Here is a 23,961-nt window from a genome sequence, read left to right as displayed (position 1 = left end):
GTGCAATTTATCTACTTGAAATGATTTTTGTCAGGTCGTACATCGCTACCTCGACGGCGTCGCCGTGAGCCGCCGATGTGTTATTCACCCGGCTTTAACTATTAACAGGCTATATTTTAATCATGACCGATACGCTCGAATATCTGCTGACATTCCGTAAATGCTCCTCTTTGGACAGCCTGGAGAAGGTGTACGACAAACTGAACTACTCCATTGAAAATGATACAGAAATGAGCAATATGTACCGCGCTGCCGACCACCGTCGCGCTGAGCTGGTTGCCGGTAAACTGTTCGATCTGGGCAAGGTGCCGAAAACGCTGTGGACGCAGGTGCTTTAATTCAGTGAAATTACGTGCGGCAACGGTTTTATCTTTTATTGCTATATAACCGGTGCAAATTCAGCTTTTATTGCCGCGCGTGATGCGAAACACATTTATTCCACCCACCAGGTTCTACCCTTTATCCGACGCAAGACTTCCACCAAGGCCACCGATGCGGCAGCCTGAAACACGATGGATACAACAAGGAGTAGGATATGGGGTATCAAAACGTTCTGGTCACCGTTGCCGTTGCCCCTGACAGCCACCGTCTGGTGGAAAAGGCCGTCTCCATCGTCCGCCCTTACAGCGGCAGCATCACCTTGCTGAGCACGCTCGCCAACCCGGAAATGTACAATAATTTCGCCGGGCCAATGCTGGGCGATTTACGCACGTTGATGGAGGAGGAAACCCGGCTGTTTATGGAGGAACTGCGTCAACGCGCCGGTTACCCGATCGCCGATACGTTGATCGTGCACGGCGAGCTGGGTGATAGCCTGGAATACGCCAGCCGCCGTCAGCCGTTCGACCTGCTGCTCTGCGGCAACCATCGCGACGGCATGATGAATAAGGTCTCCTGTTCCGCCGCCCGCTTTATCAATATCAGCCATATCGACGTGCTGATCGTTCCGCTCTAAGGCTAAGCACATTCGGTAACGTTGCCTTGCCGCCCCTGGACTAGGCTTAACGAATCTTGTTTGTCGCAACGCAAAGGAGCTTTCGATGTCCCCTTCTCAACAGAACCGCCGCTTCCTGCTGGCTTCGCGTCCTCATGGTGAACCGACGGCGGCCAACTTCCGTCTCGATACCGTCCCCGCACCGCAGCCCGCCGCTGGGCAGTTGGTGCTGCGCACCGTTTATCTGTCGCTGGATCCTTATATGCGCGGGCGCATGAGCGATGCCCCCTCCTACGCGCCGCCGGTGGAGATCGGTCAGGTCATGGTGGGCGGGACGGTATCGCGCGTGGCGGCTTCACAGCATCCCGATTTCAACGTCGGCGATTGGGTGTTGGGTTATGACGGCTGGCAGGATTACGCCCTGTCTGACGGCAGCGGCTTGCGCAACCTAGGCCCGCACCTGCCGCATCCTTCCCGCCTGCTGGGCGTGCTGGGCATGCCGGGATTTACCGCTTACATGGGGTTGCTCGACATCGGCCAACCGCAGGCAGGTGAAACGCTGGTGGTCGCCGCCGCCAGCGGTGCGGTCGGTTCGGTGGTCGGCCAAATCGGGAAGCTGAAAGGCTGCCGCGTCGTCGGCGTCGCCGGCGGTGCGGAAAAATGCCGCTATGTGGTGGAAGAGTTGGGTTTCGACGCCTGTCTCGATCACCGCGCCCCTGACTTTGCCGAACAGCTGGCGGCCGCCTGCCCAAAAGGCATCGACATCTATTACGAAAACGTCGGTGGGGCGGTGTTCGACGCCGTGCTGCCGCTGTTGAACACCAAAGCACGCATTCCGGTGTGCGGCATCATCGCCCATTACAATGCCACCGGATTACCTGCGGGGCCGGACCGCTTGCCCCTGCTGGAAGGGCTGATCCTGCGCAAACGCATCCGCATGCAGGGCTTTATCATCTTCGACGACTACGGCTCACGCTTTGACGAATTCTTGCAACAAATGAGCAGTTGGGTAGAACAGGGGAAAATCAAGTTCCGCGAGGACATCGTTGATGGGCTGGAGCAGGCGCCGCAGGCGTTTATCGGCCTGCTGCAGGGCAAAAACTTCGGCAAACTGGTGATCCGCGTCGCCGACGAATAACCCGTAGCAGGGCGTGGTACACCACGCCCTGCTTTTAATGTACGGCGCCGTCGCCGAATCGCACATCTTCCTCTACCGTCAGCGTCACCTGTACGACCGTGCGCACCGCTTCCACCATCGTCGCCAGCGCCATGCTCGGCTTGCCCGGATGGGACGCCGCCAGTTCATGACTGTACGGAATATGTACGAATCCCCCCCTGACACTCACGTGCTGCGTCTCCAGATAGTGCCGCAGACCGTAAAAAATATGGTTGCAGTTATAGGTACCTGCCGTATAAGAGACCGCCGCCGGGATCCCCTGTCGGCGCAGCTGCTGCACTGCGGCCTTCACCGGCAACGTGCTAAAATACCCTACCGGCCCGCCCGCCACCACCGGTACGTCGATCGGCTGTTTACCGGCATTGTCGGGAATGCGGGCATCGATCAGATTGATGGCCACCCGTTCCAGCGAAATCTCGGCCCGGCCGCCGGCCAGGCCCAGACAAATCACCGCCAGCGGCTGCAGCGCCTCAATCGCCGCGATCAATTGCTGATTGGCCACGCCCAATACGCAGGGCAGCTCGAGCACCGCGATCTCCGCGCCGGCAATATGTTCACCGGCCAGCGCCTGCGCAATTTGCCAGGAAGGATTCACCGCATCGCCATCGAACGGCTCAATGCCGGTGACCAAGACTTTGTTCATCATTTCCCCTGATTGAAGGCTAAATTTGTGTGCTTTCAGCCTAAAGAACACAGTATGATTCTGGAAATGGATTATCTGTATATAGAGTATTCATAAAATGAATTTAGCCAGCGTCGATCTCAACTTGCTGGTGGTGTTTGAGGCGTTGTATCAGACGCGCAACGTCACCGCCGCAGGCCGGCGTCTTAACCGCGCTCAGCCCTCCGTCAGCAATGCATTGGCGCGGCTGCGCATTCTTCTCAACGATCCCCTGTTTGTGCGCAGCGGCGGCGGCATGTCACCCACGCCGCGCGCCCACCAATTGATGCCGCAAATACAGCAGGTGCTTGAACAGATCCATCTGGCGTTGGCCCCCCCTGCCCGTTTCGATCCGGCCACCGCCGGGCAGCGGCGTTTTACGCTGGCGGCCGGCGACTATGCCGATATCTTGCTGCTGCCCACCCTCATCAGCCGGTTGCGTCAGACCGCCCCCGGCATCGATATTCGCGTTTCGCGTCTGGATCGCCACAATATTTATCGGCAACTGGATCGCGGCGAGGTGGATATCGCGCTGGGAGGACATCTTTCCGGTGCGGAAAGCCACTATGTGCGCACGTTGTTTGAAGAGCACCTGGTGTGTATCGCCAGCCGTTCACACCCCCAGCTGGCGGATGGCCGCTGGGATCTGGCACGCTACCTCAGCCTGCCGCATGGGCTGTACGCACCGGCAGACGATGGCTCTGCCAGAGGGCTGGTCGACCGGCGTCTGGCGGAAATCGGCGGTCAGCGGCGAGTCGCCGTGACCTTTTCACATATTGCCGCTCTGCCGGCCGTGGTCGCCGACAGCGATCTGATCGCCACGCTGGCCGCCAGCGCGGCCCGGCATTTTTCCGATCCGCAACGCGTACGCATTCTCCCGCTGCCTGACGAGTTGGCCATCGCGCCTTTCCCCATTGAGCTGATCGCCGGCCGGCAGGCGCAACGCGACCCGGCTTTAATCTGGCTCTGCGAGCTGGTAGGTCAACTCTCCTTCGACTCCTCTCCACGTTAACGACGGCATTCGCTGCATTTTCAACCGTTCAAACGCATGTTCCCAGGCCCGTCGGTGGGCCCTGGGACGCCCACCAAATAGGAATCATCCGAATTAACATTCGCCAAATTTATATATTTGATCATCTTTAACTGGCAAATGGTAAGGATAAAAAACAGTCAGTGACTTTTTTTACGTAAAAAAAGAGTTGTTTTATAAGCACGTTGACTTATGTGTTACACATTTATTCTTTGGTATTACCAATTTCCCAATAATTTGAGATAAAAAATGATCTGCTCGCATCTATATGTTTTAGATAATAAAAAACAAGATCGTGAGCAAGTTAACGAATTGAGCATTGATCCACAAGGCTATTTTGCAAATGCAGAGCTCTATTGTAGACTGCACAAATCGTGCCTTTGTGTAAACTTTGTTAAATCTTTCGTCAGTTCCTGTCTCTATTCGTGACAGATACGCCATCGGGATCGCGCGTCAATTCTCGTGCGGTAGCTATGCCTAAAGCGGGGAATAGTATGGATCGTCTTATCATTGCGCACACGCCCTTGCCCTCCCATCAGCTGTTGTTCAGAAGCCTTTCCGGCGAGGAAAAACTGGCCGGATTGTTCGAGTTCGACGTCGAGTTGCTCAGCCCCGACAATCGGCTCGATCTGAAAGCGCTGCTGGGACAAAAAATCACGCTGGAGCTGCGGGGCAATCCGTTGGCACCGCGTTATCTCAACGGCAATATCACGCGCATGACCCTCTCCGGCCGAGAAGCTGGCGGCAACCGTTACTATATCTACCGCGCCGTGCTGCGCCCCACGCTGTGGTATCTGACGCAAAACCGCGATTTTCGCATCCACCAGGAAAAAACCGTTCCCGACATCCTGACTCAGGTGCTGGGGCAGTATCAGGTGAAAATCGATAACCGCCTGAGTTACGACTACCGCATCTGGGGATACTGCGTGCAGTATCAGGAGAGCGATTTCGATTTCATCAGCCGTCTGATGGAACACGAAGGCATCTATTATTATTTCACGCACCAGCAAGACGGCCATACGCTGGTGCTGGCTGACGCGCCGGCGGCCCATCAGGAACTCGCCGGCTACGCCAGCATTCCCTACCAGCTCGCGGAAGGCGGCCTGGTGGAAAACAAGGACAGCATCAATAGCTGGAGCGTTTCTGACGCCATCACGCCCAGCCTCTATAGCCTGGATGACTACGATTTTCGTAAGCCGCGCGCGCGGTTGCTGGAGGCCCGGCAGAATCCCGCCTCGTTCGCGCAGGACAAAGCCGAGGTGTTCGACTGGCCCGGTCGCTATACCGATCACGCCCACGGCCAGTTTTACGTCAAGGTTCGCCAACAGGAGTTCGAAGCGCAGCACGAGCAGATGAGCGGCGAAGGCAATTCGCAGGGCATTGCGCCCGGCTACCGTTTTCAACTGACCCAGGCGCCGCGTATGGAAGACAACCGCGCCTACCTGGTGGTCAGCGCGCAGTACTTCATGCAGGAAAACAGCTACGCCAGCAACGATAATGATGTTGGCGAGCAGCGAACCGAATTTCAGGTCGTTCCGGCGGACATCAATTGGCGCCCGGCGCGCACCACGCCTTGGCCGAAAACCCACGGCCCGCAAACTGCCGAAGTAGTGGGCCCGGAAGGCGAAAGCATCTGGACCGATAAATATGGCCGGGTGAAACTCAAATTCCGTTGGGATCGCCACGGCAGCGGCAATGAAACCAGTTCCTGTTGGGTGCGCGTCTCGAGCGCCTGGGCCGGCTGGAAATACGGTGGGATCCAGATCCCGCGCGTGGGTGAGGAAGTGGTGGTCGACTTTATCAACGGCGATCCGGATCGCCCTATCATCACCGGCCGCGTTTACAACGAAGACAGCATGCCGCCGTGGGATCTGCCCGGCGACGCCACTAAAATGGGCTTTATGAGCCGCAGTAAAGGCGGCGGCGCCGACAACGCCAGCTTCCTGTTCCTGGAAGACTCGCCCGGCAACGAATCGTTCGACATGCATGCCGAACGCAACATGAACATGACGGTGGAAAACGACAAGAACGTCAATATTGACGGCAGTCGCACCACCACCATCGGGCGCCAGCAGGACGACACCGTCACCGGCGACGCCACGTTCCTGTACAAAGCGAAACGCACGACGACCGTCAATGGGCTGGACACCGCCAACCTGAACGCTCACCAGACGGTGAACATCAAAGGCGGCCGCGACCTGACGATTATCGACGGCGGCGATAAAATCGACATCACCGGCAATCAGTCTTTCAAGCTTGACGGCGCGCAGACGCAAAACATTACGCAAACCCAGCATGTCACGGTGAAAGGCAACCAGACCCTCGACATTACCGAAGGGCAACAGACCAGCACCATCAAGCAGGGGCAGACCGTCAACATCACCGCCGGCGGTCAGCACACCACCATTACTGCCGGCGGGCAAGTCCTGACGATTGAAGCGGGCGGCCAGACCGCTACCGTGACCGGGGATGTCACCGAAACCTATAATAATAACCAGAACACGACGATCACCGGCACGCTGACCATCAAGGCGAAAACCATTGATATCACCAGTGCGGACGGCGTCTCGGTACAAACGCCGAACTGGAAAGATAACTGCCACGGCTGGAAATGGGTGGCGACCGGGGCCAATTTTGCCTTCTACGGCTCCAATCTTTCGTTGACGGCGACCAGCCTTAAACACACGATGCTGGATATCTCGCATAACCCGCTGTCGATCAGCAAAACCAATTTCAAGCTCAGTAATGATCCCATGACGTTCACTCAGCTTGGCGCGCTGGTCACCAACGGCGCCTTACGGCTGAGCACCAAGGCGCTGGCGATCTTCTTGTAAAGGGACTCCCATGTCGAAGGCCAAAAATGTTTTCACCGTTATCGGGTTGATTTTATTGGCTCCCATCCTCAGTCTGGTGGGCTTTTTCAAATTCATCACGGTCGATATCTGGGGTTATTTCAAACATATCGGTTCTTCCCTCAGCGTGATGGAGAACGGTATTTCCGCCTCTGGGCAAATCGTCAGCATTCGCCAGACCAACCTGTGGGACGGAAATCGGCCGGTCTGCGAAGTCGAAGTCAAGTACATCGCCCAAGACGGGAAAAACCATACGGCCGTGGCGAAAGGCCCGATCAGCGTCGTAGATCTGCCTCGTTATCAGCCGGGCCATTTCACCGCGATAAAGTACGACCCGAAGAACCCCAAAAAAGCGGTGATCGAAGAGCTTTCCCGGCTTTAAGCGAAAAGGATCCCTCAATCACGCGATCCGATTTCAACGTTCTGCAAACGGCTTATCGTTCATCAGTTCGCTAAATCACCTTGCATAAGGAAGTGTCACGATGGGCGCGTTCATTGCCTTTTCGACGCAGGACAGCCTCTGGGGACAGATCCTGTTTACCGTCTTTGGCATCCTGGTCGGCTGCGTATTGCTCGCTGCGATCGGCAAAACCTTTTTGTCGGCAAGCCGAGCGGCCGCCTTACCCATGCGGTTGCTGATCTTTGTCGCGCTGATGCTGGCGCTCCTGAAATACAATCAGCAGGTGATGTCTGCAGTGAATGCTCCCGCAGAGCTGATCGGGTTCCTGATTTTGCCCGGTTTTTTGATGCGTTACCTCGGTGCGGCGACACCCGGCAGACTGACGCTGGCGATAGAGCTGCCCTGTTTTGCGGCGCTCGTCGCGCTGCTGGTTCTGAGCACCGCCGGCGTCGGATTTTTTGCGCCCTATCACCTGGAGAGCACCGGCCAATTTACCGCCAAGGCGATCGCCGCGTCATTGTCCGTCGCCGCCGTGCTGCTGGCTCGCGGAATAAACGGGAAGGACAACGCACTGTCCTCTTGATCATCCATTTCGAAGTGGGACTCTCCCCGCATTAGCGATCGGCGCTGAACGCCGCATCGTTTTCTTCATCTGTTGTGACATAGCCTGATATCTATTAAACCGAAAAACGGATTGTTTTTGAGCAAGCAGCCTGGCTGCCAGCTGATATCCACAGGAAGCTTTACACACACAATGAAAGTCGTAAAACCTCTGCGCCTCAGCGCGCTTCATCGCCCCTTCTCTTGGCAAGGGCAAAATCATCTGGGCGTTTCCGTTTTGGCCTTGGCCGACATGGGGGCCTCCCCGCGTCTGCGCCCCGAACCGGAACTGTGGCAGTTGGCCGCCGACGAACTTACGTTAAGTGGCGGCGTGCTCGATCTGGCTATCCCAAAAGCCTGTGCGGAGTTTCTCGCCACTGGCAACGCCTACACCCACCATCAACAAGACAAAACCGCCTGCGCCGTGAAGATCCAGTTTGATTCGCTGGAGAAAACGCTGGTGGTTTTCGGCGATCGCCATTGGATCAACGATCGTCCCTCCACGCCTCTTCCCTTTGCAGAAATGCGTCTGGACTGGCGCCGGGCTTACGGCGGCACCCAGTTCGCCGATAATCCGCACGGCATCGGCGCCACTCCCGAAACATTTCCGCAGGGCCGCATCCATCGCCTACCCAATGTTGAACCGCTGCAGGGACGCCTTGCGTCTCCTCGGCAAAGCGCCCTGCCGGCAAGCTTTGACGCGCTGGATATCACCTGGCCGCGTCGCTTCTCCCGCATCGGTAAAAACTACGACGCCGACTGGTTGAAACACGGCTTTCCCGGCTTCGCCAACGATATCGACTGGCGCCTGTTCAACATGGCAGAAAGCGATCAGCAGTTTCCTCAACGTGATAGCTTGCCGCCGCGGGCTGCCTATCGGATTTGGAATATGCACCCTTCAGAACCGGTGCAGCAAGGGCATTTACCGCCGTGGCGCGCGCGCTGCTTCATCAACCGACTGCGCGGCGGTGAAACGCATTTCGAAGAGATCGCGATGCGCCATACCACCGTCTGGTTCTTCCCGCATCGGGAACAGATGCTGTTGATCTATCAGGGTAGCGCGCGCATCAATGAGGACGATGCCGCCGACGTGATGCAACTTATGCCGGCCCTGGAAACCGAAGGGGAGCCCCGTTCCACCGCGCATTATCGGCAGGTGTTGGCCCAGCGGCTGGATAAAGAACAGGGTGCTTTGCACGCTTTTCGCGAACAAGAATTGCTGCCGGAGGCGTGCATCGGTGCCTGGCTGGATACGGAAACGCCGACGCAGCAAAGCCCAATGGCGGAAAATATCGCCGCCTACGAGCACCAGCAGCGCGAAGAGCATCGCCAGCGCCTGCTGCGTGAAGGCCAGGACATCGATGAACTGTTCCCGCTACCGTCGCAAGAAGCGCCGCCGAAGCTGGACCAACTCGCCGAATTCGTCGAGCGTCTGGAAAGCCAGGCCGAGGTGCAGTATCAGGACATGCTCAAGCTGGCGCACGCCGAGGGTATCGACCCGCTTAACCCCGGAGGGGATCACGTGTCGCCCTCCGGTGCGGAAAGCTACCAGCAGCAGCGCGATCTGCTGTTCCAGGAGGCGCGCCAGCATCCCGACGCGTTCAGCGAGAAGCAGCTGGGGGAAAGCGAGCGCGCGCTGCACCAAATGTATTTAATGTCAGCGCAGGCGCAAAGCCCTGCACTGCGCTTAAGTGGCGATCTGGCGCAAATCATTCGCCAACGCGTCGCCGCCGCCATGCTGCGCGATAAAGATCTCAGCGGCCTTGATCTCACCGGCGCCGATCTGTCCGGCATGGATCTCTGCCAGGCTAACTTACGCGGCGCTTTATTGGAAAACGCCAATCTACGCCAAACCCGACTGGTGGGTTGCGATCTTCGCGAGGCGATGTTGGCGCGCGCCGATCTCAGCGGCGCCGTCTTGCAGCAGGCCGATCTGAGCCACGCCTCTTTGGCCCTGGCGAAATGCGAAGCGACAGATTTCGGCGGCGCGCAGCTGCATGAGACCAATATTCAGCAAACGTTGTTTCAACGCTGCGATTTCACGATGGCGTCATTACGCGATTTGCTGGGATACGAAACCTTGCTCGGACAATGTGATTTCAGCCGCGCCACGCTGGCCAACATTACCCTGATGGAACTGCAGCTGGAGCAGCTGACATTCAGCCACGCCCGGCTCGACAAAGTCAGCTTCGTCAAATGCCGGTTGCTGGCGGTGAACTTCAGTCAGGCGCGGCTGGAAAGTTGCGCCTGGGTTGACACCGAGACGCAAAGCCTCAGCTTCCACGCCGCACGTCTCACAGCCTGCGCCTTTGCAGCGAAGACACTGTTGCCGCAGGCGGATTTCAGCGACGCGACGCTAAACCAGTGCAATTTACGCCAGATGCCGTTGCAGCGGGCCAATTTTAGCCGTGCGCGTCTCAATAATTGCGATCTGTCGGAAACCCGATTGAACGAGGCCGATTTCCGCCAGGCCAACGGCAGTGGCAGCCTGTTCATCCGCAGCGATTTGTCTCGCGCCAGCCTGCGCGATGCCAATTTCATTGCAGCTATCCTGCAAAAATGCGTGCTGTCAGGCGCCGACCTGCAGGGCGCCAATCTGTTCCGGGCTGACCTGTCGCAGTCGCAAGTGGATCAGGCAACCCGGCTAGAGAGAGCCTATACCGCCAGGGTGAAAACATTGCCTCGCCACAACGGGAAGGAAGTATGACCTCAAAACCAGAGCAGATACGCCAGCGCGTAAAACGCGGCGAGCCGATCGCCGGAGAGGACTTGCACGGCCTGTCATTCGCCGGTCTGGATTTGGCCGGCGGCATGTTCAACGAACTGAACCTGAACGGCGTGAACTTCTCTGACTGCGATCTGCGCGACAGCGTTTTCAGCGATTGCCAGCTCGAACACGCACAATTTACGCGGGCGGATCTGAAGCAAACGGCCTTCAATCAGTGCGCCATGTCGGCCAGCCGCTTCAGCGAGAGCCATATCGAACTGACGATGTTCAACGATTGCCGGCTTGAACAGAGCGACTTCAGCCGGCTGTCGCTCAACCAAAGTCACTGGATGTCGTGCCAATTGGCCGGCGCGAATTTTTCCGCCACTCAGCACGATCGCACTACCTTTTACGAAAGCCCGCTCGACGGCGCCATGTTGAATCAGGCGCGCTTATGCCTTGTCACGTTCTTTCGATTAAATCTCTGTAAAACGCAGTTTGAAGGCGTGAACTTCGACCGCGTCACGTTTTTCGAATGTGACCACCGCGGCAAAAGTTACGCCGGGCAGAGCCTGATCGCCTGCCAGTTTACCGATAACCAATTGGACGACGTCGACTTCAGCCAGGCGACGCTGCGCCAGAGCAATTTCAAGGGCGCTTCGCTGCGGCGCGCCAACCTGACCAGCGTACAGGCGCAGCAGTCGCTGTGGCTGGAGGCCAATCTGACTCAGGCGCAGTGTCGCGGCGGGCAGTTCGATCAGGCGATCTTCAGCGAAGCGACGTTGGATGCCGCCAACTTCAGCCAGGCGCGCCTGTATCAATGCGTATTTCAGCACAGCCGATCGGCGCGTTGTGATTTCAGCGACAGCGACCTGACCTACGCCGACTTCTGTTATGCCGACATTGGCGCCGCCGATTTCCGGCGCGCGCGCTTTATGCGCACCCGTATGCATCGCGCCCACCAGCAGCAAACGCGCTGGAGCGATCGCAGCGGGATCCTCGAGAGCGACGAAGAGCTGTACGCCGCCGAAACCTGGAGCGCACAGCGCCAGAGCCGAATCTGAATGCATTGACCACTTCACGAGGGGATCACCATGAGCGTTGCCAACACAACTCGCGCCGTCAACATCGCACCGCCCCAACAGGCCGCTGGCCAGGTCGTCAACCTGTTGCCGGACGGCAGTCTGGTAGTGGAATGTGAAGGTCGTGGCTGGCATTGTCGCCGGGCGGCGAGCTGCCTGCTGACGCCGGCCCTCGGCGATAACGTGCTGGTCGCCGGCTGCGGCCACCAGCTGTGGGCGATCGCCGTCCTCGAGCGGGCAGAGCCGCAAAGCACGGCGCGGCTCTGCGTCGCAGGCGATCTGCAGATTGAAACGCCGAACGGCTCGCTGTCGTTGCACAGCGCGCAGGCGCTGAAACTGAGCGGCGACGCCATGACGCTGCAGGCGAACAGCGGCGACTGCCACGTCGACAAGATGAAATACAGCGGCGAAGAGCTGTCGGCCTTCGTCAGCATCAGCCGTTTGGTCGGTAAACGCTGCGAGTCGCTGTGGCATTCGGTCAGCCAGATCAGCCATTCGCTGTTCCGCAAAGTGCGCCAAACCGAGCACGTGCGCGCCGGGCAGCTGGATTATCAGGCGGAAGATTACGCCCGCATTCATGCCCGCAACACGCTCATTACCTCAAAAGACATCACCAAGCTGGATTCGGAACAAATCCACGTCGGATAACCTGCGGAGGCCTTTTATGTTTGCCAACAGCCAAATGATCGGCGTGGACCTGGCGTTTCCCGACGTCTGTCTGACGCCAAGCCCGGCGCCGGTGCCCGTACCCTACCCGGATATCGCCCTCGCGCCGACCGCCATCCCGAACGCGTTCAACATTCTGTTCGTCGGTACCCCGGCGCACAACATGGCGACGGTAACGCCCCTGACCAACGGCGACAACCCCGGCGTAGCCACCGGTGTCGCTTCCGGGACGGTGATGGGGCCATCCCGCCACCTGACCGGCGCCTTTACCGTGTTGCTCAAAGGCACTCCGGCCACCCGGCTGACCAGCCTCAGCCTGCAGAATTCCACCAACGCGCTCGGCATGCGCATCGTGCCGAGCCAATTAAAAGTGTTGCTGCTTGCGCCCTGATGACGGCGCCTTATTACACAGCCATTCAATCAAGAAAAAGAGGACATTGTGAAAACACGGATTACCCTGACGCTGCTGACCGCCCTGACGCTTGCCGGTTGTTCCACCCCGCCGCCACCGCCGCCGGCGCTCAATAACGACGCCCTCATCAGCAGTGAAGTCAACGGCGTCACCCTGCAGCACCGCGCCGCGGTAAGCGCGCCGAAACAGTTCAAGCCGATCGGTGAGGAGTACCGCAGCCTGTATGCCGCCAGCATCATGAGTAGCCCGAATTATACCGGCACCGCCGTCGGCAGCCTGGACAACGCCGCCGCGTTCTACGCGCTGGGCGAAGTGGAAAACAACTGGCTGGCGATCTCCGCCATCCGCGGGGGCGATCTGATGGGATATATCCAGGCCAACGCCGGCGTGCCGGAAGCGCGCTACAAATCAACGCTGCGCAAAGATCTGCCGCGTCGCGCGCGCGCCGCCAAACAGGACTGCGTCAAAGTCGGCGGCGACAGCAAGGCGTGTAAAAACGCCGGCTCAGCCACCTGGATCCTCCAGTAGTCAGCACGCCTGCGGGCGACGAGATTCCTATGATGACGACCCCTATCGCTTCCCGCTGGTGCGGGATGCTGTTTCTGCTGCTGGGCGCGCTGGCGCTCGGCGGCTGCATGTCTTCCGCCAAAAGCGTGCCGTCGCGTTACAGTCTGGTGTTTGACGCTGACCGCCAGGTCAACGCCGCCGCCGGCGCTCAACCGGCGCCGATCAAAATTCGCGTGCTGCTGCTGCGCTCGGATGCGGAATTCATGGATGCCGACTTCTTCAGTCTGCAAAACGACGCCAAAAGCGTGCTCGGCAACAGCCTGCTGGACAGCGATCAGTTCTTCCTGACGCCGGGCCAGACCGGCAAGACGCTCGGCGGGCAAAGCGCGTTGGACGCACGTTACATCGGCGTGATCGCCGAATATCAAAATCTGGACGGCAAGACCTGGCGCATTTCACTGCCGCTGCCGGAACCTACCGAAACCAATTTCTACAAGGTATGGCAATTCTCGCCGGATGAGCTGGAAGCGCATATCGTCGCGGGCGTGAGTGGCCTGCGCCCCGTAAAAAAGGTCGACTGACCTACCGCTGCGCTGAAGCGAAGTAACTATAGGTGTGATGATGAAAGATGCTCATAAGGTTGTCTGGACTGAGGGGATGTTTTTGCGCCCTCACCATTTCCAGCAGGCGGAAAACTATCTCGAAGGCTATATGCGCAACTGGGGCCAGGCCCACAGCGGCTGTTTCTGGGGGTTCCTCACCCTGGATCTGGACCAAACGCTGCTGCGCCAGGGCAAGATTGCGCTCAACGCCGCCAGCGGCATCATGCCGGACGGCACGCCGTTTCGCTTCTCCGGCGCCCAGCAGGCGCCCGCGCCGCTGACCATCGCTGAAAACAAGACCGGTGAAAACGTGGTGCTGGCTCTGCCGACCTACCGCGCGGGGCGTGAAGACGTGATCTTTCAGGAAAGCCCGGAGGCGCTGGCGCGCTATCTGGCTTATGAGAACGAAGTCGACGATCTCAACGCCGTCTCGGTGGGCAGCGCGGCCTTGCAGTTCGGTCGCCTGCGCCTGCGGCTGATGCTGGAGAGTGAGCTCAACGCCGAATGGACGGCGCTCGGCGTTACCCGCGTGCTGGAAAAGCGCGGCGACAACAGCCTGCGTCTCGATACCACGCAGATCCCGCCGATGCTGAACTGCCAGGGCAACCCGGTACTGAAAACCTTCATCAACGATCTGCAGGGCCTGCTGCAACAGCGCAGCCAGCAGATGAGCCAGCGCCTGCTGCAGCCGGGCCGCGGCGGCAGTTCCGAAATGGTCGATTTCATGCTGCTGCAGCTGATCAACCGCCATCTCGGCCAGGTGAGCCACGCCTACCACCTCGATCATCTGCACCCAGAACGCCTGTTCGCCGATTGGCTGCAGTTCGCCACCGAACTCGCCAGCTTCTCGGCGCAGCGCACCCCGGAAGGCCGCCTGCCGGTGTATGACCACGACAACCTGGCGCTGTGCTTCGGCAAGCTGATGCTGTTGCTGCGTCAAGGGCTGTCGGTGGTGCTGGAAGACAACGCCATTCAGCTGACGCTGGTCGAACGTTCCCACGGGCTGAACGTCGCCACCGTGCAGGACGCCAAAATGATGCGCGATTTCGGCTTCGTGCTGGCGGTGCGCGCCGACGTGGCCGCCGAGGTGTTGCTGACCCATTTCCCGGCACAGATGAAGATCGCCCCGGTCACGCGCATCCGCGATTTGGTGCAGCTGCAGCTACCGGGTATCGGTTTACGCACCATGCCCGCCGCGCCGCGCCAGATCCCCTATCACGCCGGCTACACCTACTTCGAGCTGGAAAAAGGCGGCGACCTGTGGAAACAGATGGAAAAATCCAGCGCCTTCGCCCTGCACCTGGCCGGCGAATTCCCGGGGCTGGACATGGAATTTTGGGCGATTCGCAGCCATACGGACCGGTAACCTATGACTCAGGAAAATAGCATGGCGCCGGCGGCCAATCCGCTGGTGGACGCCGCCAACCCGCTGCTGAACGCCATTTCGCAGATCCGCCAGTCGGCCACGCACGCCAACCCGGCGCAGCTGCGCCAACAGCTCATTGACGAAATGCGCCGCTTCGAGATCCGCGGCCAACGCGCCAACCTGCCTTACGAGGTGATCATCGGCGCGCGTTATTGTCTGTGCACCGCGCTGGATGAAGCGGCGGCGCTGACCCCGTGGGGCAGCAACAGCGTGTGGTCCGGCAGCGGGCTGCTGGTGACTTTCCATAACGAAACCTGGGGCGGCGAGAAGTTTTTCCAGCTGCTGGCCAAGCTGTCGCAAAGCCCGCGCGAGCACATCAACCTGCTGGAACTGATCAATTATTGCCTGCTGTTGGGCTTTGAAGGCCGCTACCGGGTGATGGAAAACGGCCGCTCACAGCTGGAAACCATGAAGCAGCGCCTGCTGCAGCTGATCCGATCGGTGCGTGGTGGCTATGCCCCGCCGCTGTCGCCTCATGCGCTGGACCTGCCGGTACAGCAGAAACTGTGGCGCCCGCTGGTGCCGCTGTGGGCCTGCGTGGCGTTGACCGGCTTCCTGGCTTCGCTGCTGTTCATCGCCCTCAACTGGCGACTGGGCGACAACACCAGCCCGGTGCTGGCGGCGATTTACCAAACCAATCTGCCGCAGGTGGCGATCGGTAACCCGGCGCCGGCCGCGCCGCCGACGCTGAGCCTGAAAAGTTTCCTGCGTAAAGAGATCGCCGAGGGGTTGGTGGTGGTGCGCGACGAAGCGCAGCAAAGCGTGGTGATCCTCAAAGGTGACGGGCTGTTCGACTCCGCGGCCACCACGGTACGCGCCAACTATATCCCGGTCATCGACCGCATCGCCGCCGCCATGAACGGCGTCAGCGGCAAGATCCTGGTCACCGGCTACAGCGACAACGTGCCGATCCGCAGCGCCCGTTTCGCCTCCAACTGGGAGCTGTCGCTGGCGCGCGCCGAAGCGGTCAGCGCCCGCTTGCAAAAACACCTCGCCAACCCGCAGCGGGTCAAGGCCGAGGGCCGCGGCGAGAGCAACCCCGTCGCGCCGAACGATAACAAAGTGAACCGCGCGTTGAACCGCCGGGTAGAAATTACGCTGTTGGTCGCCCCTGAAAATACCCAGGCGGAAATCAACGGCTTGCCGCAAGGAACCGGAAAGTAATGCTCAGTACGTTATTCTCCATCATCACCAGCCGCCTGCTGTGGGGCTTTGTCGGCATCACCGCGCTGGCGTTCATCATCTGGACGATCGGCCCGCTGGTGGCCATCGGCGACTATCGCCCGCTGGAGCCGGAACTCAACCGCCAGATCGCCATCGGCGTGATTTACCTGATCTGGTTCCTGTGCCGCCTGATCCCGCGCCTCTACAGTGCCTGGTTCAACAGCCGCCTGCTGAGCAATCTGCGCGCCGCCGAAGCGGTGCCGGCGGAAGACGGCAAGCCCGAGGTCAAACAAGACGATCAGTTGGCGCAGCGTTTCGACGAAGCGGCGCAGCTGCTGAAAAAGGCGCGCTTCGCACCGGGCCAGGGCGACGGTAAACATCGCTGGATGACCCGCTTCAGCCGTCAATATCTGTACCAGTTGCCGTGGTATGTGATCATCGGCGCACCCGGCGCCGGCAAAACCACCGCGCTGGTCAACTCCGGCCTGCACTTCCCACTGGCGGATCGCTTCGGCAAAGCCGCGCTGCGCGGCGTGGGCGGCACCCGCAACTGCGACTGGTGGTTTACCAACGACGCCGTGCTGCTCGACACCGCCGGCCGCTACACCACCCAGGAAAGCCAGCGCGAAGAAGACGCCGGTGAATGGCAAAGCTTCGTCGCGCTGCTGAAAAAATACCGCACCCGCCAGCCGATCAACGGCGTGATGGTGACCATCAGCGTCGCCGATCTGCTGAGCGACAGCGCCGAAGCACGCGCCGCCCAGGCCAGCGCGTTGCGCAAACGCCTGATTGAACTGCACGAACAGTTGGGCATTCACTTCCCGGTCTATGTGCTGGTGACCAAAACCGACCTGCTCAACGGCTTTATGGCCTACTTCGGCAGTTTCGATAAAGCACAGCGCGACCAGATCTGGGGATTCACCTTCCCTTACGAGCGCTCACGGCAGCCGGACTTCAACCTGAACGCCGCCTTCGAACAACAATACGCCCTGCTGCAACAACGGCTGGATGCGGCGCTGCCGGATACGCTGCTGATGGAGCACGACGCGCGCCAACGCGCCGAAAGCTACCTGTTCCCGCAGGAGTTCGCCGCGCTGCGCCAGTTGCTCGGCCAATATCTGGAACAGGTGTTCGCCACCTCCAGTTTTGAAACCCGCTTTACCCCGCGCGGCATCTATTTCACCAGCGGCACGCAGGAAGGTCTGCCGTTTGACCGGGTGATGGGCGAACTGAACCGCTACCTGCAGCTGCCGACGGCCAACTCAGGGGTGCAGGCCAACGCGGCCTGGGACAGCGTGGGGCAGGAAACGCCGATCCCGGCAGCCAAAGGCCAGAGCTTCTTCCTGAAAGAGACGCTGGAATCGGTGGTCTTCCAGGAGTCCGGGCTGGCGGGCAGCAACCGCTGGTGGGAATACCGCAACCGCGCCCTGCACTGGGCAGGGTACATCGCGCTGGCGGTGATCCTGGCGGTGCTGGCGATGTTGTGGTTCACCAGCTACGGCAACAACAAGGCCTATCTGGCGGAAGTGGCCGCCAAGGTGCCCGGCGTCGAGCGACAGGGGCAAAGCCTGACCCAGTTGGGCAACGGCGACATGTTCTCGCTGCTGCCGTTCCTCAACAGCCTGCTGCATCTGCCGGACAGCCAGAACTTTTCGCTGGACGATCCGCCGTTCACCTACCGCATGGGGCTGTTCCGCGGCGATCAGGTGAGCGACGCCGGCAATGCGTTGTACCAAAAAGCGCTGAAAGAGCTGCTGCTGCCGCAGGTGGCGCAACAGATCGCCACCACGCTGCGCAACGACAACCACGGCGACGCGGACTTCAGCTACGAAGCGCTGAAGGCCTATCAGATGCTGTATCTGCCAAAGCAGTACGACGGTAAATTCCTGCGCGCCTGGGTGATGCTCAACCTGCAACGCAACCTGCCGCAGGGCAGCACGCAGAAACAGCTGCAGCAGATCGAATGGCACCTCAGCCAACTGCTGGATGCGCAGATCCAGGCCTCGCCTTACGCCAAAGACGAACAGCTGGTGGCGCAGGCGCAGGCCGCACTCAATCGGGCGCCGCTGTCGCAGCGCGTCTATGGCCGCCTCAAGCGCCTGCTGCTGAAACAGACCGACATCAAGCCGGTCAGCCTGGTCGATTTGGCCGGCCCGCAGACCGAACTGGCGTTCAGCCGCAAAAGCGGCAAACCGGTCACCGACGGCGTACCGGGCCTGTTCACCTCGCAAGGGTACTGGAAAGCGTTCAACGACAACATCGACCCGGTGACCGACACCTTGCGCAAGGAAGACGTCTGGGTGTTGAACAGCCAGACGCCGGAGCAGAAAAGCGCCGATCTGACCAAGACCATCCGCCAGCTGTACATGCAAGATTTCATCAGCGCCTGGGATGAGCTGCTGGGGGATATCCAACTGGCCAACATCGGCAACCTGACCCAGCGCATCAGCAGCGCGCGCCTGCTGTCCGGCAACCCGTCGCCAATGCGCAATCTGCTGGTCAACGTCAGCAAAAACGTCACCCTGCGCGACGAAAAAAACGACGCCGATTCGCGCTCGCTGCTGGCAAAAACCGAAGATAAGCTGAACCAAAATGCCAACCGCACGCTGGAAGCGCTGTTCACCAACCGACCGGCCAACGCCGACGGGGACGTGTCGGCCCAGCCGGAACAGCTGGTGATGGCGCACTTCGCGCCGCTGCTGGAGCTGGCGCAAAGCCAGGGCGAAGGCAATAAGGCGATCCCTTTCGACAGCGTGCTGAAACAGGTCGATGAACTGTACAGTTACCTGACGGCGGTGCAGGGCGCGGCCAACAGCGGCATGTCGGCGCCGCCGAGCGACATTATCCCGCGTCTGCAGGCCGAATCCGGCCGCTTGCCGGTGCCGTTCAAACAGATGCTGCTGTCGCTGGCGATCGGCGCCAGCAGCGATACCCAGCGCAAAGAGATGGAGAACGTGAAAAAGCGCATCAGCTTCGAGGTCGGTAGCTTCTGCCGCCAGGCGATCGCCGGCCGTTATCCGCTGGTGGCCCGGGCGCGGCAGGAAGTGACGCCGGACGATCTGGCGCGCATGTTCGCGCCGAACAGCGGGCTGATGGACAGCTTCTTCCGCGACAATCTGCAGGGCAAGGTCGATACCACCCGCGCCAACTGGCGTTTCACGCCCGGCGTGGACGGCAAGACGCTGCCCGGCGGCGAAGGCATCCTGCGGTCGTTCCAGCAGGCGCAGCGCATCCGCGACGCCTTTTTCGCCAACGGCACGGCGACGCCCTCCTACCGCGTGACCGTGCGGCCGGTGCGGATGGATAACGACATCCTCAACCTGACGCTGGATATCGACGGGCAGCTGTTCAAATACAGCCACGGCCCACAGGTACCGCTGGTGGTCAGTTGGCCGGGCACCCGCAATACCAACCAGGTGCATCTGCAGCTGGCGCTGGCCAACGGCACCACCGCCAGCCTGGTGACCAGCGGACCATGGGCGCTGAATCGCCTGGTCGACATGGCGCAATCGTCGGGCACCGGCGGCCTCGGCCGCCAGGCGACGTTTAATCTCGACGGCCACCGCGTCACGCTGGAGTTCACGCCCAACAGCATCCGCAATCCGTTCCAACTGCCGGCCTTCTCGTGCCCGTAGCCCCGAAAGGACATGACCATGAGCACTGATTCAAGCGCCCCGACGAGCATCGGCTGGTACGGCAAACTTCCTTCCGCCGGTGACTTCCTGCAACGCCGTTTGCCTGACCCGGTGGTCAACAACTGGGCCCACTGGTTCCATAACGGGCTGGTGAATTTACAGCGCGATGCACAGGGGCCGAACGGCCACCCGTTCAGCAACGCACCGGTGTGGAACTTCGTGATCCCCGCCACGCTCGGCAGCCCGTACGTGCAGATGGGTTGCCTGTTGCCGGCGCGCGATCGCGTCGGGCGGCGCTACCCCATCTGCGCACTGCGCCTGTTCAGCCTGCAAGAATGGCGCCCGCAACAGCTGAACATGGCGGCGAGCTGGTATCAACAGCTCGGCCATACCCTGCTGAACGGCGTGCGCAACGGTTTCTCCGCCGAGCAGATCGACCGCACGTTGCAGGCGATCCCGGTGCTGCCCAGCCCACCGGCGGAAGCGGATTCCGAGATATTGTCGATTATCGGTTTCCAGCATCCGGACGTACCGGGCCTCGGCTGGCAACAGGCCGCCGACTGCTTCGATCCGGCGCAGTACACCAGCTTCTGGTGGACCAATCAGGCCGACGGACATCCGCTCTACACCCACGTGCACAGCGGCAACCTCACCGTGCAGCTGTTTTCACTGCTGTTCGAACCCAACGGCTGGGCGCGCCCCGGCCGCGGCGGCCAGTACCCGCAAATGTTTGATTAACATCGTTCGTTGAAGGAAATTCTATGGCTATCGATACCGATACCCTGCTGGCCCCGGTTGACGCGGACAATCCCTGCGGCGACAACCTGGAATACGACGCCGACTTTCTGGCGATGGAACAAGCCGCCACCGGCAAGGCCGAACAACAGTTCGGCAGCACCATCATTCCGGAAGAAGCGCCGGATTGGGTGCAGGTCGAGCGCCTCGCGACCTCGCTGCTAACGCGCACCAAAGACCTGCGCGTCATGCTGTATCTCACCCGCGCCTGGACCCAGCTGCGCGGGTTGCCGGGCTACGCCGACGGGCTGACGCTGGTCCACCAGTCGATGACCCGTTACTGGAACACCCTGCAGCCGCCGCTGGAGTTCGATGGGGAAGCCGACCCGCTGTTTCGCATCAACGCGCTGGCCGACCTTGGCGACAAAGCGGCGCTGGCCGCCAGCGTACGCGCCGCGCCGCTGCTGAAAAGCGCCGCCGGAGAAATCTCGCTGCGCGATGCCGGTGCCCTGCTCGACGGCAGCAAACAGGAGTGCCCCAACTTTCCCGGCGGCCGTGCGCGGCTGCAGGATGAACTGGCGCAGCAGGATCGCCCCGAAGGCGCCCTGGTGACGCGCATCGCCAACACCCTGAGCGCCATTCGCAGCGAAGTGACCCGCCATCTGGGGGAAAGCGCGCTGCCGGAAATGAGCGCGCTGACCAAGGTGTTTTCTCTGGTGGCGCTCGCCGGCCAGAGCGATGCCCCGGCCGCCGACGAACCAGACGCGACGCCTGAAGCGGCTGCCATGCAGCAACCGGCCGCCGTACAGAGCGCCACCGCTCCACTCAACTGGCGCAGCGCGCAGATCCAGTCGCGCGACGACGCCCAACTGATGCTGGACAAGGTGAAAAACTATTTTCGTCTTCATGAACCGAGCCACCCGGCGCCGCTGATGATCGATCGGGTCCAGCGACTGATTACGCTGGACTTTATGCAAATCGTCCGCGATTTGGCGCCCGATGGGCTTAACCAACTGGAGACCATTCTCGGTCGCCCCGACAACGAGGAGAACAGCTAGCCGCCGACCTTTGTTCTCTTGACGCATCCGATACCGTCTGCCCTGCGCAGACCCGAATCAGAACCTGACTCTCCCAGCCGGACGAGGCGCGTTCCCAATCGCCATTAGATGGAGTAAATCATGTCAAACTCGAAATCCCGCAGCGGGCAGAAATTCATCGCCCGCAACCGCGCGCCGCGCGTACAGATTGAATACGATGTCGAAATTTATGGCGCAGAGCGCAAAATCCAGCTGCCGTTCGTGATGGGCGTGATGGCGGATCTGGTGGGGAAAGCGGTCGATCCGCAAGCCAGCGTGGAAGAGCGCAAATTCATGGAAATCGACGTCGACAACTTCGACGAGCGTATGAAATCGCTGAAGCCGCGCGTCGCTTACCAGGTCGACAACACCCTGACCGGCGAAGGCAAGCTGAACATCGATCTGACCTTCGAAAGCATGGAAGACTTCTCCCCCGCCGCTATCGCCCGCAAGGTCGACGCGCTGGACAATCTGCTGGACGCCCGCACCCAGCTTTCCAACCTGCTGTCCTACATGGACGGCAAGAACGGCGCCGAAGAGCTGATCTCCAAGATCCTGCAAAACCCGGCGCTGCTGCAATCCCTGACCGACGCGCCGAAGCCGGCGGTTAACGACGACAACAACGAGCGTGAGGATTAATCGATGAGCAACTCGCCTCAGCAACAGAATGCGTTGCAAACCACCGAGACTTTTTCCAGCGATGAGTTCAGCGCGCTGCTGAACAAAGAGTTCCGGCCGAAGACCGATCAGGCCAAAGAAGCGGTCGAGAACGCGGTGAAAACCCTGGCGCAGCAGGCGCTGGAAAACACCGTCACCGTTTCTTCCGACGCCTATCGCACCATCCAGGCGCTGATCGCGGAAATCGACGAAAAGCTGTCGCAGCAGATCAACCAGATCATTCACCACGACGACTTCCAGAAGCTGGAAGGCGCCTGGCACGGCCTGCATTATCTGGTCAACAACTCCGAAACCGACGAGATGCTGAAGATCCGCTTCATGAGCATTTCCAAGCAGGAGCTGGGCCGCACGCTGAAGCGCTATAAAGGCGTGGGTTGGGACCAGAGCCCGATCTTCAAGAAAGTCTACGAAGAAGAGTATGGCCAGTTCGGCGGCGAACCGTTCGGCTGCCTGGTGGGCGACTACTACTTCGATCACAGCCCGCAGGACGTGGAGCTGCTGGGCGAAATGGCCAAGATCGGCGCCGCCTCGCACTGCCCGTTCATCGCCGGTACCGCGCCGAGCGTGATGCAGATGGAGTCCTGGCAAGAGCTCTCCAACCCGCGCGATCTGACCAAGATTTTCCAGAACACCGAGTACGCCGCCTGGCGCAGCCTGCGCGAATCGGAAGACGCGCGCTACCTGGGGCTGGTGATGCCGCGCTTCCTGGCGCGCCTGCCGTATGGCATCCGCACCAACCCGGTAGACGAGTTTGACTTCGAAGAAGACACCGACGGCGCGACCCACGGCAATTACACCTGGACCAACGCCGCCTACGCCATGGCCGCCAACATCAACCGTTCGTTCAAAGAGTTCGGCTGGTGCACCGCCATTCGCGGGGTGGAATCCGGCGGTGCGGTGGAAAACCTGCCGTGCCACACCTTCCCGAGCGACGACGGCGGCGTGGACATGAAGTGCCCGACCGAGATCGCCATCAGCGACCGCCGTGAAGCCGAGCTGGCCAAAAACGGCTTTATGCCGCTGGTGCACCGCAAAAACTCCGACTTCGCCGCCTTTATCGGCGCGCAGTCGCTGCAGAAGCCGGCGGAATACTACGACGCCGACGCCTCCGCCAACGCCCAGCTTTCCGCGCGCCTGCCGTACCTGTTCGCCTGCTGCCGCTTCGCGCACTATCTGAAGTGCATCGTGCGCGACAAAATTGGTTCCTTCCGCGAGCGCGACGACATGGAGCGCTGGCTGAACGACTGGATCATGAACTACGTGGACGGCGATCCGGCCAACTCCTCGCAGGAAACCAAGTCGCGCAAACCGCTGGCCGCGGCGGAAGTGCAGGTGGAAGAGATCGAAGACAACCCGGGCTATTACAGCGCCAAGTTCTTCCTGCGCCCGCACTACCAGTTGGAAGGCCTGACCGTCTCCCTGCGCCTGGTGTCGAAGCTGCCTTCGCTGAAACAAAACGACGCGTCCTGATGGGCTGAAGTCAGGCCGCGGTAGTGCGGCCTGGCTGATGTATCAACCTCATCGTCAGCCTATCGCAGAAAACCCAGATCGCACGTGGAATCAAGATAACGCGAAATAATTAAGCATTGAGCCATTAGCACTTAATAGTGGCTCGGT

21 protein-coding genes are annotated in these 23,961 nt (G+C 60.3%); 20 read left to right on the top strand and 1 reads right to left on the bottom strand.

Annotation, left to right across the window (positions count from 1 at the left end):
- Window positions 1-122 precede the first annotated feature (122 nt).
- The 3 genes from ydgT (at window position 123) to BVU99_RS03060 (ending at window position 2,072) form a co-directional block, all read left to right on the top strand.
- Window positions 123-338: a transcription modulator YdgT gene (ydgT, locus tag BVU99_RS03070; protein ID WP_025303274.1), complete on the top strand. Its 216-nt coding sequence runs from the start codon at window positions 123-125 to the stop codon at window positions 336-338.
- A 197-nt stretch (window positions 339-535) separates the two neighbouring features.
- On the top strand, window positions 536-955 hold the full coding sequence (gene uspC / locus BVU99_RS03065) for a universal stress protein UspC (RefSeq protein WP_025303275.1): 420 nt from the start codon (window positions 536-538) through the stop codon (window positions 953-955).
- Between the two features lie 85 nt (window positions 956-1,040).
- Window positions 1,041-2,072 carry an NADP-dependent oxidoreductase gene (locus tag BVU99_RS03060; RefSeq protein WP_025303276.1) on the top strand — a complete coding sequence of 344 codons (1,032 nt, stop codon included), beginning with the start codon at window positions 1,041-1,043 and terminating at the stop codon, window positions 2,070-2,072.
- Between the two features lie 34 nt (window positions 2,073-2,106).
- Here the strand turns inward: BVU99_RS03060 and pcp are convergent, their stop codons facing one another.
- Window positions 2,107-2,754 carry a pyroglutamyl-peptidase I gene (gene pcp / locus BVU99_RS03055; RefSeq protein ID WP_025303277.1) on the bottom strand — a complete coding sequence of 216 codons (648 nt, stop codon included), beginning with the start codon at window positions 2,752-2,754 and terminating at the stop codon, window positions 2,107-2,109.
- A 97-nt stretch (window positions 2,755-2,851) separates the two neighbouring features.
- On the opposite strand from pcp, the gene BVU99_RS03050 reads away from it, so the two are divergent.
- The 17 genes from BVU99_RS03050 (at window position 2,852) to tssC (ending at window position 23,814) form a co-directional block, all read left to right on the top strand.
- The gene (locus BVU99_RS03050; protein ID WP_025303278.1) at window positions 2,852-3,784 is read left to right on the top strand and encodes a LysR family transcriptional regulator; all 933 of its coding nucleotides are present in this window, start codon (window positions 2,852-2,854) and stop codon (window positions 3,782-3,784) included.
- Between the two features lie 512 nt (window positions 3,785-4,296).
- Window positions 4,297-6,636, top strand: coding sequence for a type VI secretion system tip protein TssI/VgrG (gene tssI / locus BVU99_RS03045; protein WP_025303279.1), 2,340 nt, complete (start codon window positions 4,297-4,299; stop codon window positions 6,634-6,636).
- Between the two features lie 10 nt (window positions 6,637-6,646).
- Entirely contained in the window at window positions 6,647-7,036 is a 390-nt protein-coding gene (locus BVU99_RS03040) for a DUF3592 domain-containing protein (protein WP_025303280.1), read from the top strand.
- 100 nt (window positions 7,037-7,136) lie between these two features.
- Complete coding sequence (locus BVU99_RS03035; protein WP_025303281.1) at window positions 7,137-7,637, top strand: hypothetical protein; 501 nt, start codon at window positions 7,137-7,139, stop codon at window positions 7,635-7,637.
- Between the two features lie 171 nt (window positions 7,638-7,808).
- The gene (locus tag BVU99_RS03030; RefSeq protein ID WP_043138672.1) at window positions 7,809-10,361 is read left to right on the top strand and encodes a DUF2169 domain-containing protein; all 2,553 of its coding nucleotides are present in this window, start codon (window positions 7,809-7,811) and stop codon (window positions 10,359-10,361) included.
- Window positions 10,358-11,425 carry a pentapeptide repeat-containing protein gene (locus tag BVU99_RS03025; protein ID WP_043138675.1) on the top strand — a complete coding sequence of 356 codons (1,068 nt, stop codon included), beginning with the start codon at window positions 10,358-10,360 and terminating at the stop codon, window positions 11,423-11,425. Before BVU99_RS03030 ends, BVU99_RS03025 begins: the two co-directional genes overlap by 4 nt.
- A gap of 30 nt (window positions 11,426-11,455) precedes the next feature.
- Window positions 11,456-12,091 carry a DUF3540 domain-containing protein gene (locus BVU99_RS03020; protein WP_025303284.1) on the top strand — a complete coding sequence of 212 codons (636 nt, stop codon included), beginning with the start codon at window positions 11,456-11,458 and terminating at the stop codon, window positions 12,089-12,091.
- A 16-nt stretch (window positions 12,092-12,107) separates the two neighbouring features.
- The gene (locus BVU99_RS03015) at window positions 12,108-12,500 is read left to right on the top strand and encodes a DUF4150 domain-containing protein (RefSeq protein ID WP_004934933.1); all 393 of its coding nucleotides are present in this window, start codon (window positions 12,108-12,110) and stop codon (window positions 12,498-12,500) included.
- A 48-nt stretch (window positions 12,501-12,548) separates the two neighbouring features.
- Window positions 12,549-13,049 carry a type VI secretion system accessory protein TagV gene (tagV, locus tag BVU99_RS03010; RefSeq protein ID WP_025303285.1) on the top strand — a complete coding sequence of 167 codons (501 nt, stop codon included), beginning with the start codon at window positions 12,549-12,551 and terminating at the stop codon, window positions 13,047-13,049.
- Window positions 13,050-13,078: 29 nt separating this feature from the next.
- On the top strand, window positions 13,079-13,609 hold the full coding sequence (gene tssJ, locus BVU99_RS03005) for a type VI secretion system lipoprotein TssJ (protein WP_099817134.1): 531 nt from the start codon (window positions 13,079-13,081) through the stop codon (window positions 13,607-13,609).
- A gap of 40 nt (window positions 13,610-13,649) precedes the next feature.
- Window positions 13,650-14,996 (top strand): type VI secretion system baseplate subunit TssK, encoded by a 1,347-nt coding sequence (gene tssK, locus BVU99_RS03000; RefSeq protein WP_025303287.1) that lies wholly within the window; start codon window positions 13,650-13,652, stop codon window positions 14,994-14,996.
- A gap of 21 nt (window positions 14,997-15,017) precedes the next feature.
- A complete protein-coding gene (locus BVU99_RS02995) occupies window positions 15,018-16,220 on the top strand; it encodes a DotU family type VI secretion system protein (RefSeq protein WP_049272050.1) in 1,203 nt (400 codons plus the stop codon).
- On the top strand, window positions 16,220-19,855 hold the full coding sequence (tssM, locus tag BVU99_RS02990) for a type VI secretion system membrane subunit TssM (RefSeq protein WP_099817133.1): 3,636 nt from the start codon (window positions 16,220-16,222) through the stop codon (window positions 19,853-19,855). The genes BVU99_RS02995 and tssM overlap by 1 nt, the downstream gene beginning before the upstream one ends.
- 18 nt (window positions 19,856-19,873) lie before the next feature.
- The gene (gene tagF / locus BVU99_RS02985; protein ID WP_099817132.1) at window positions 19,874-20,593 is read left to right on the top strand and encodes a type VI secretion system-associated protein TagF; all 720 of its coding nucleotides are present in this window, start codon (window positions 19,874-19,876) and stop codon (window positions 20,591-20,593) included.
- Window positions 20,594-20,616: 23 nt separating this feature from the next.
- The gene (gene tssA, locus BVU99_RS02980; protein WP_049206021.1) at window positions 20,617-21,648 is read left to right on the top strand and encodes a type VI secretion system protein TssA; all 1,032 of its coding nucleotides are present in this window, start codon (window positions 20,617-20,619) and stop codon (window positions 21,646-21,648) included.
- Window positions 21,649-21,768: 120 nt separating this feature from the next.
- Window positions 21,769-22,305 carry a type VI secretion system contractile sheath small subunit gene (tssB, locus tag BVU99_RS02975; RefSeq protein ID WP_016927260.1) on the top strand — a complete coding sequence of 179 codons (537 nt, stop codon included), beginning with the start codon at window positions 21,769-21,771 and terminating at the stop codon, window positions 22,303-22,305.
- Window positions 22,306-22,308: 3 nt separating this feature from the next.
- Window positions 22,309-23,814: a type VI secretion system contractile sheath large subunit gene (gene tssC, locus BVU99_RS02970; RefSeq protein WP_016927259.1), complete on the top strand. Its 1,506-nt coding sequence runs from the start codon at window positions 22,309-22,311 to the stop codon at window positions 23,812-23,814.
- The last annotated feature ends 147 nt before the right edge of the window (window positions 23,815-23,961 follow it).

The sequence above is a fragment of the Serratia sp. OLAL2 genome, assembly GCF_002752475.1.
Classification (GTDB): Bacteria; Pseudomonadota; Gammaproteobacteria; order Enterobacterales; family Enterobacteriaceae; genus Serratia; species Serratia bockelmannii.
This window is presented reverse-complemented; position numbering and strand designations above follow the sequence as displayed.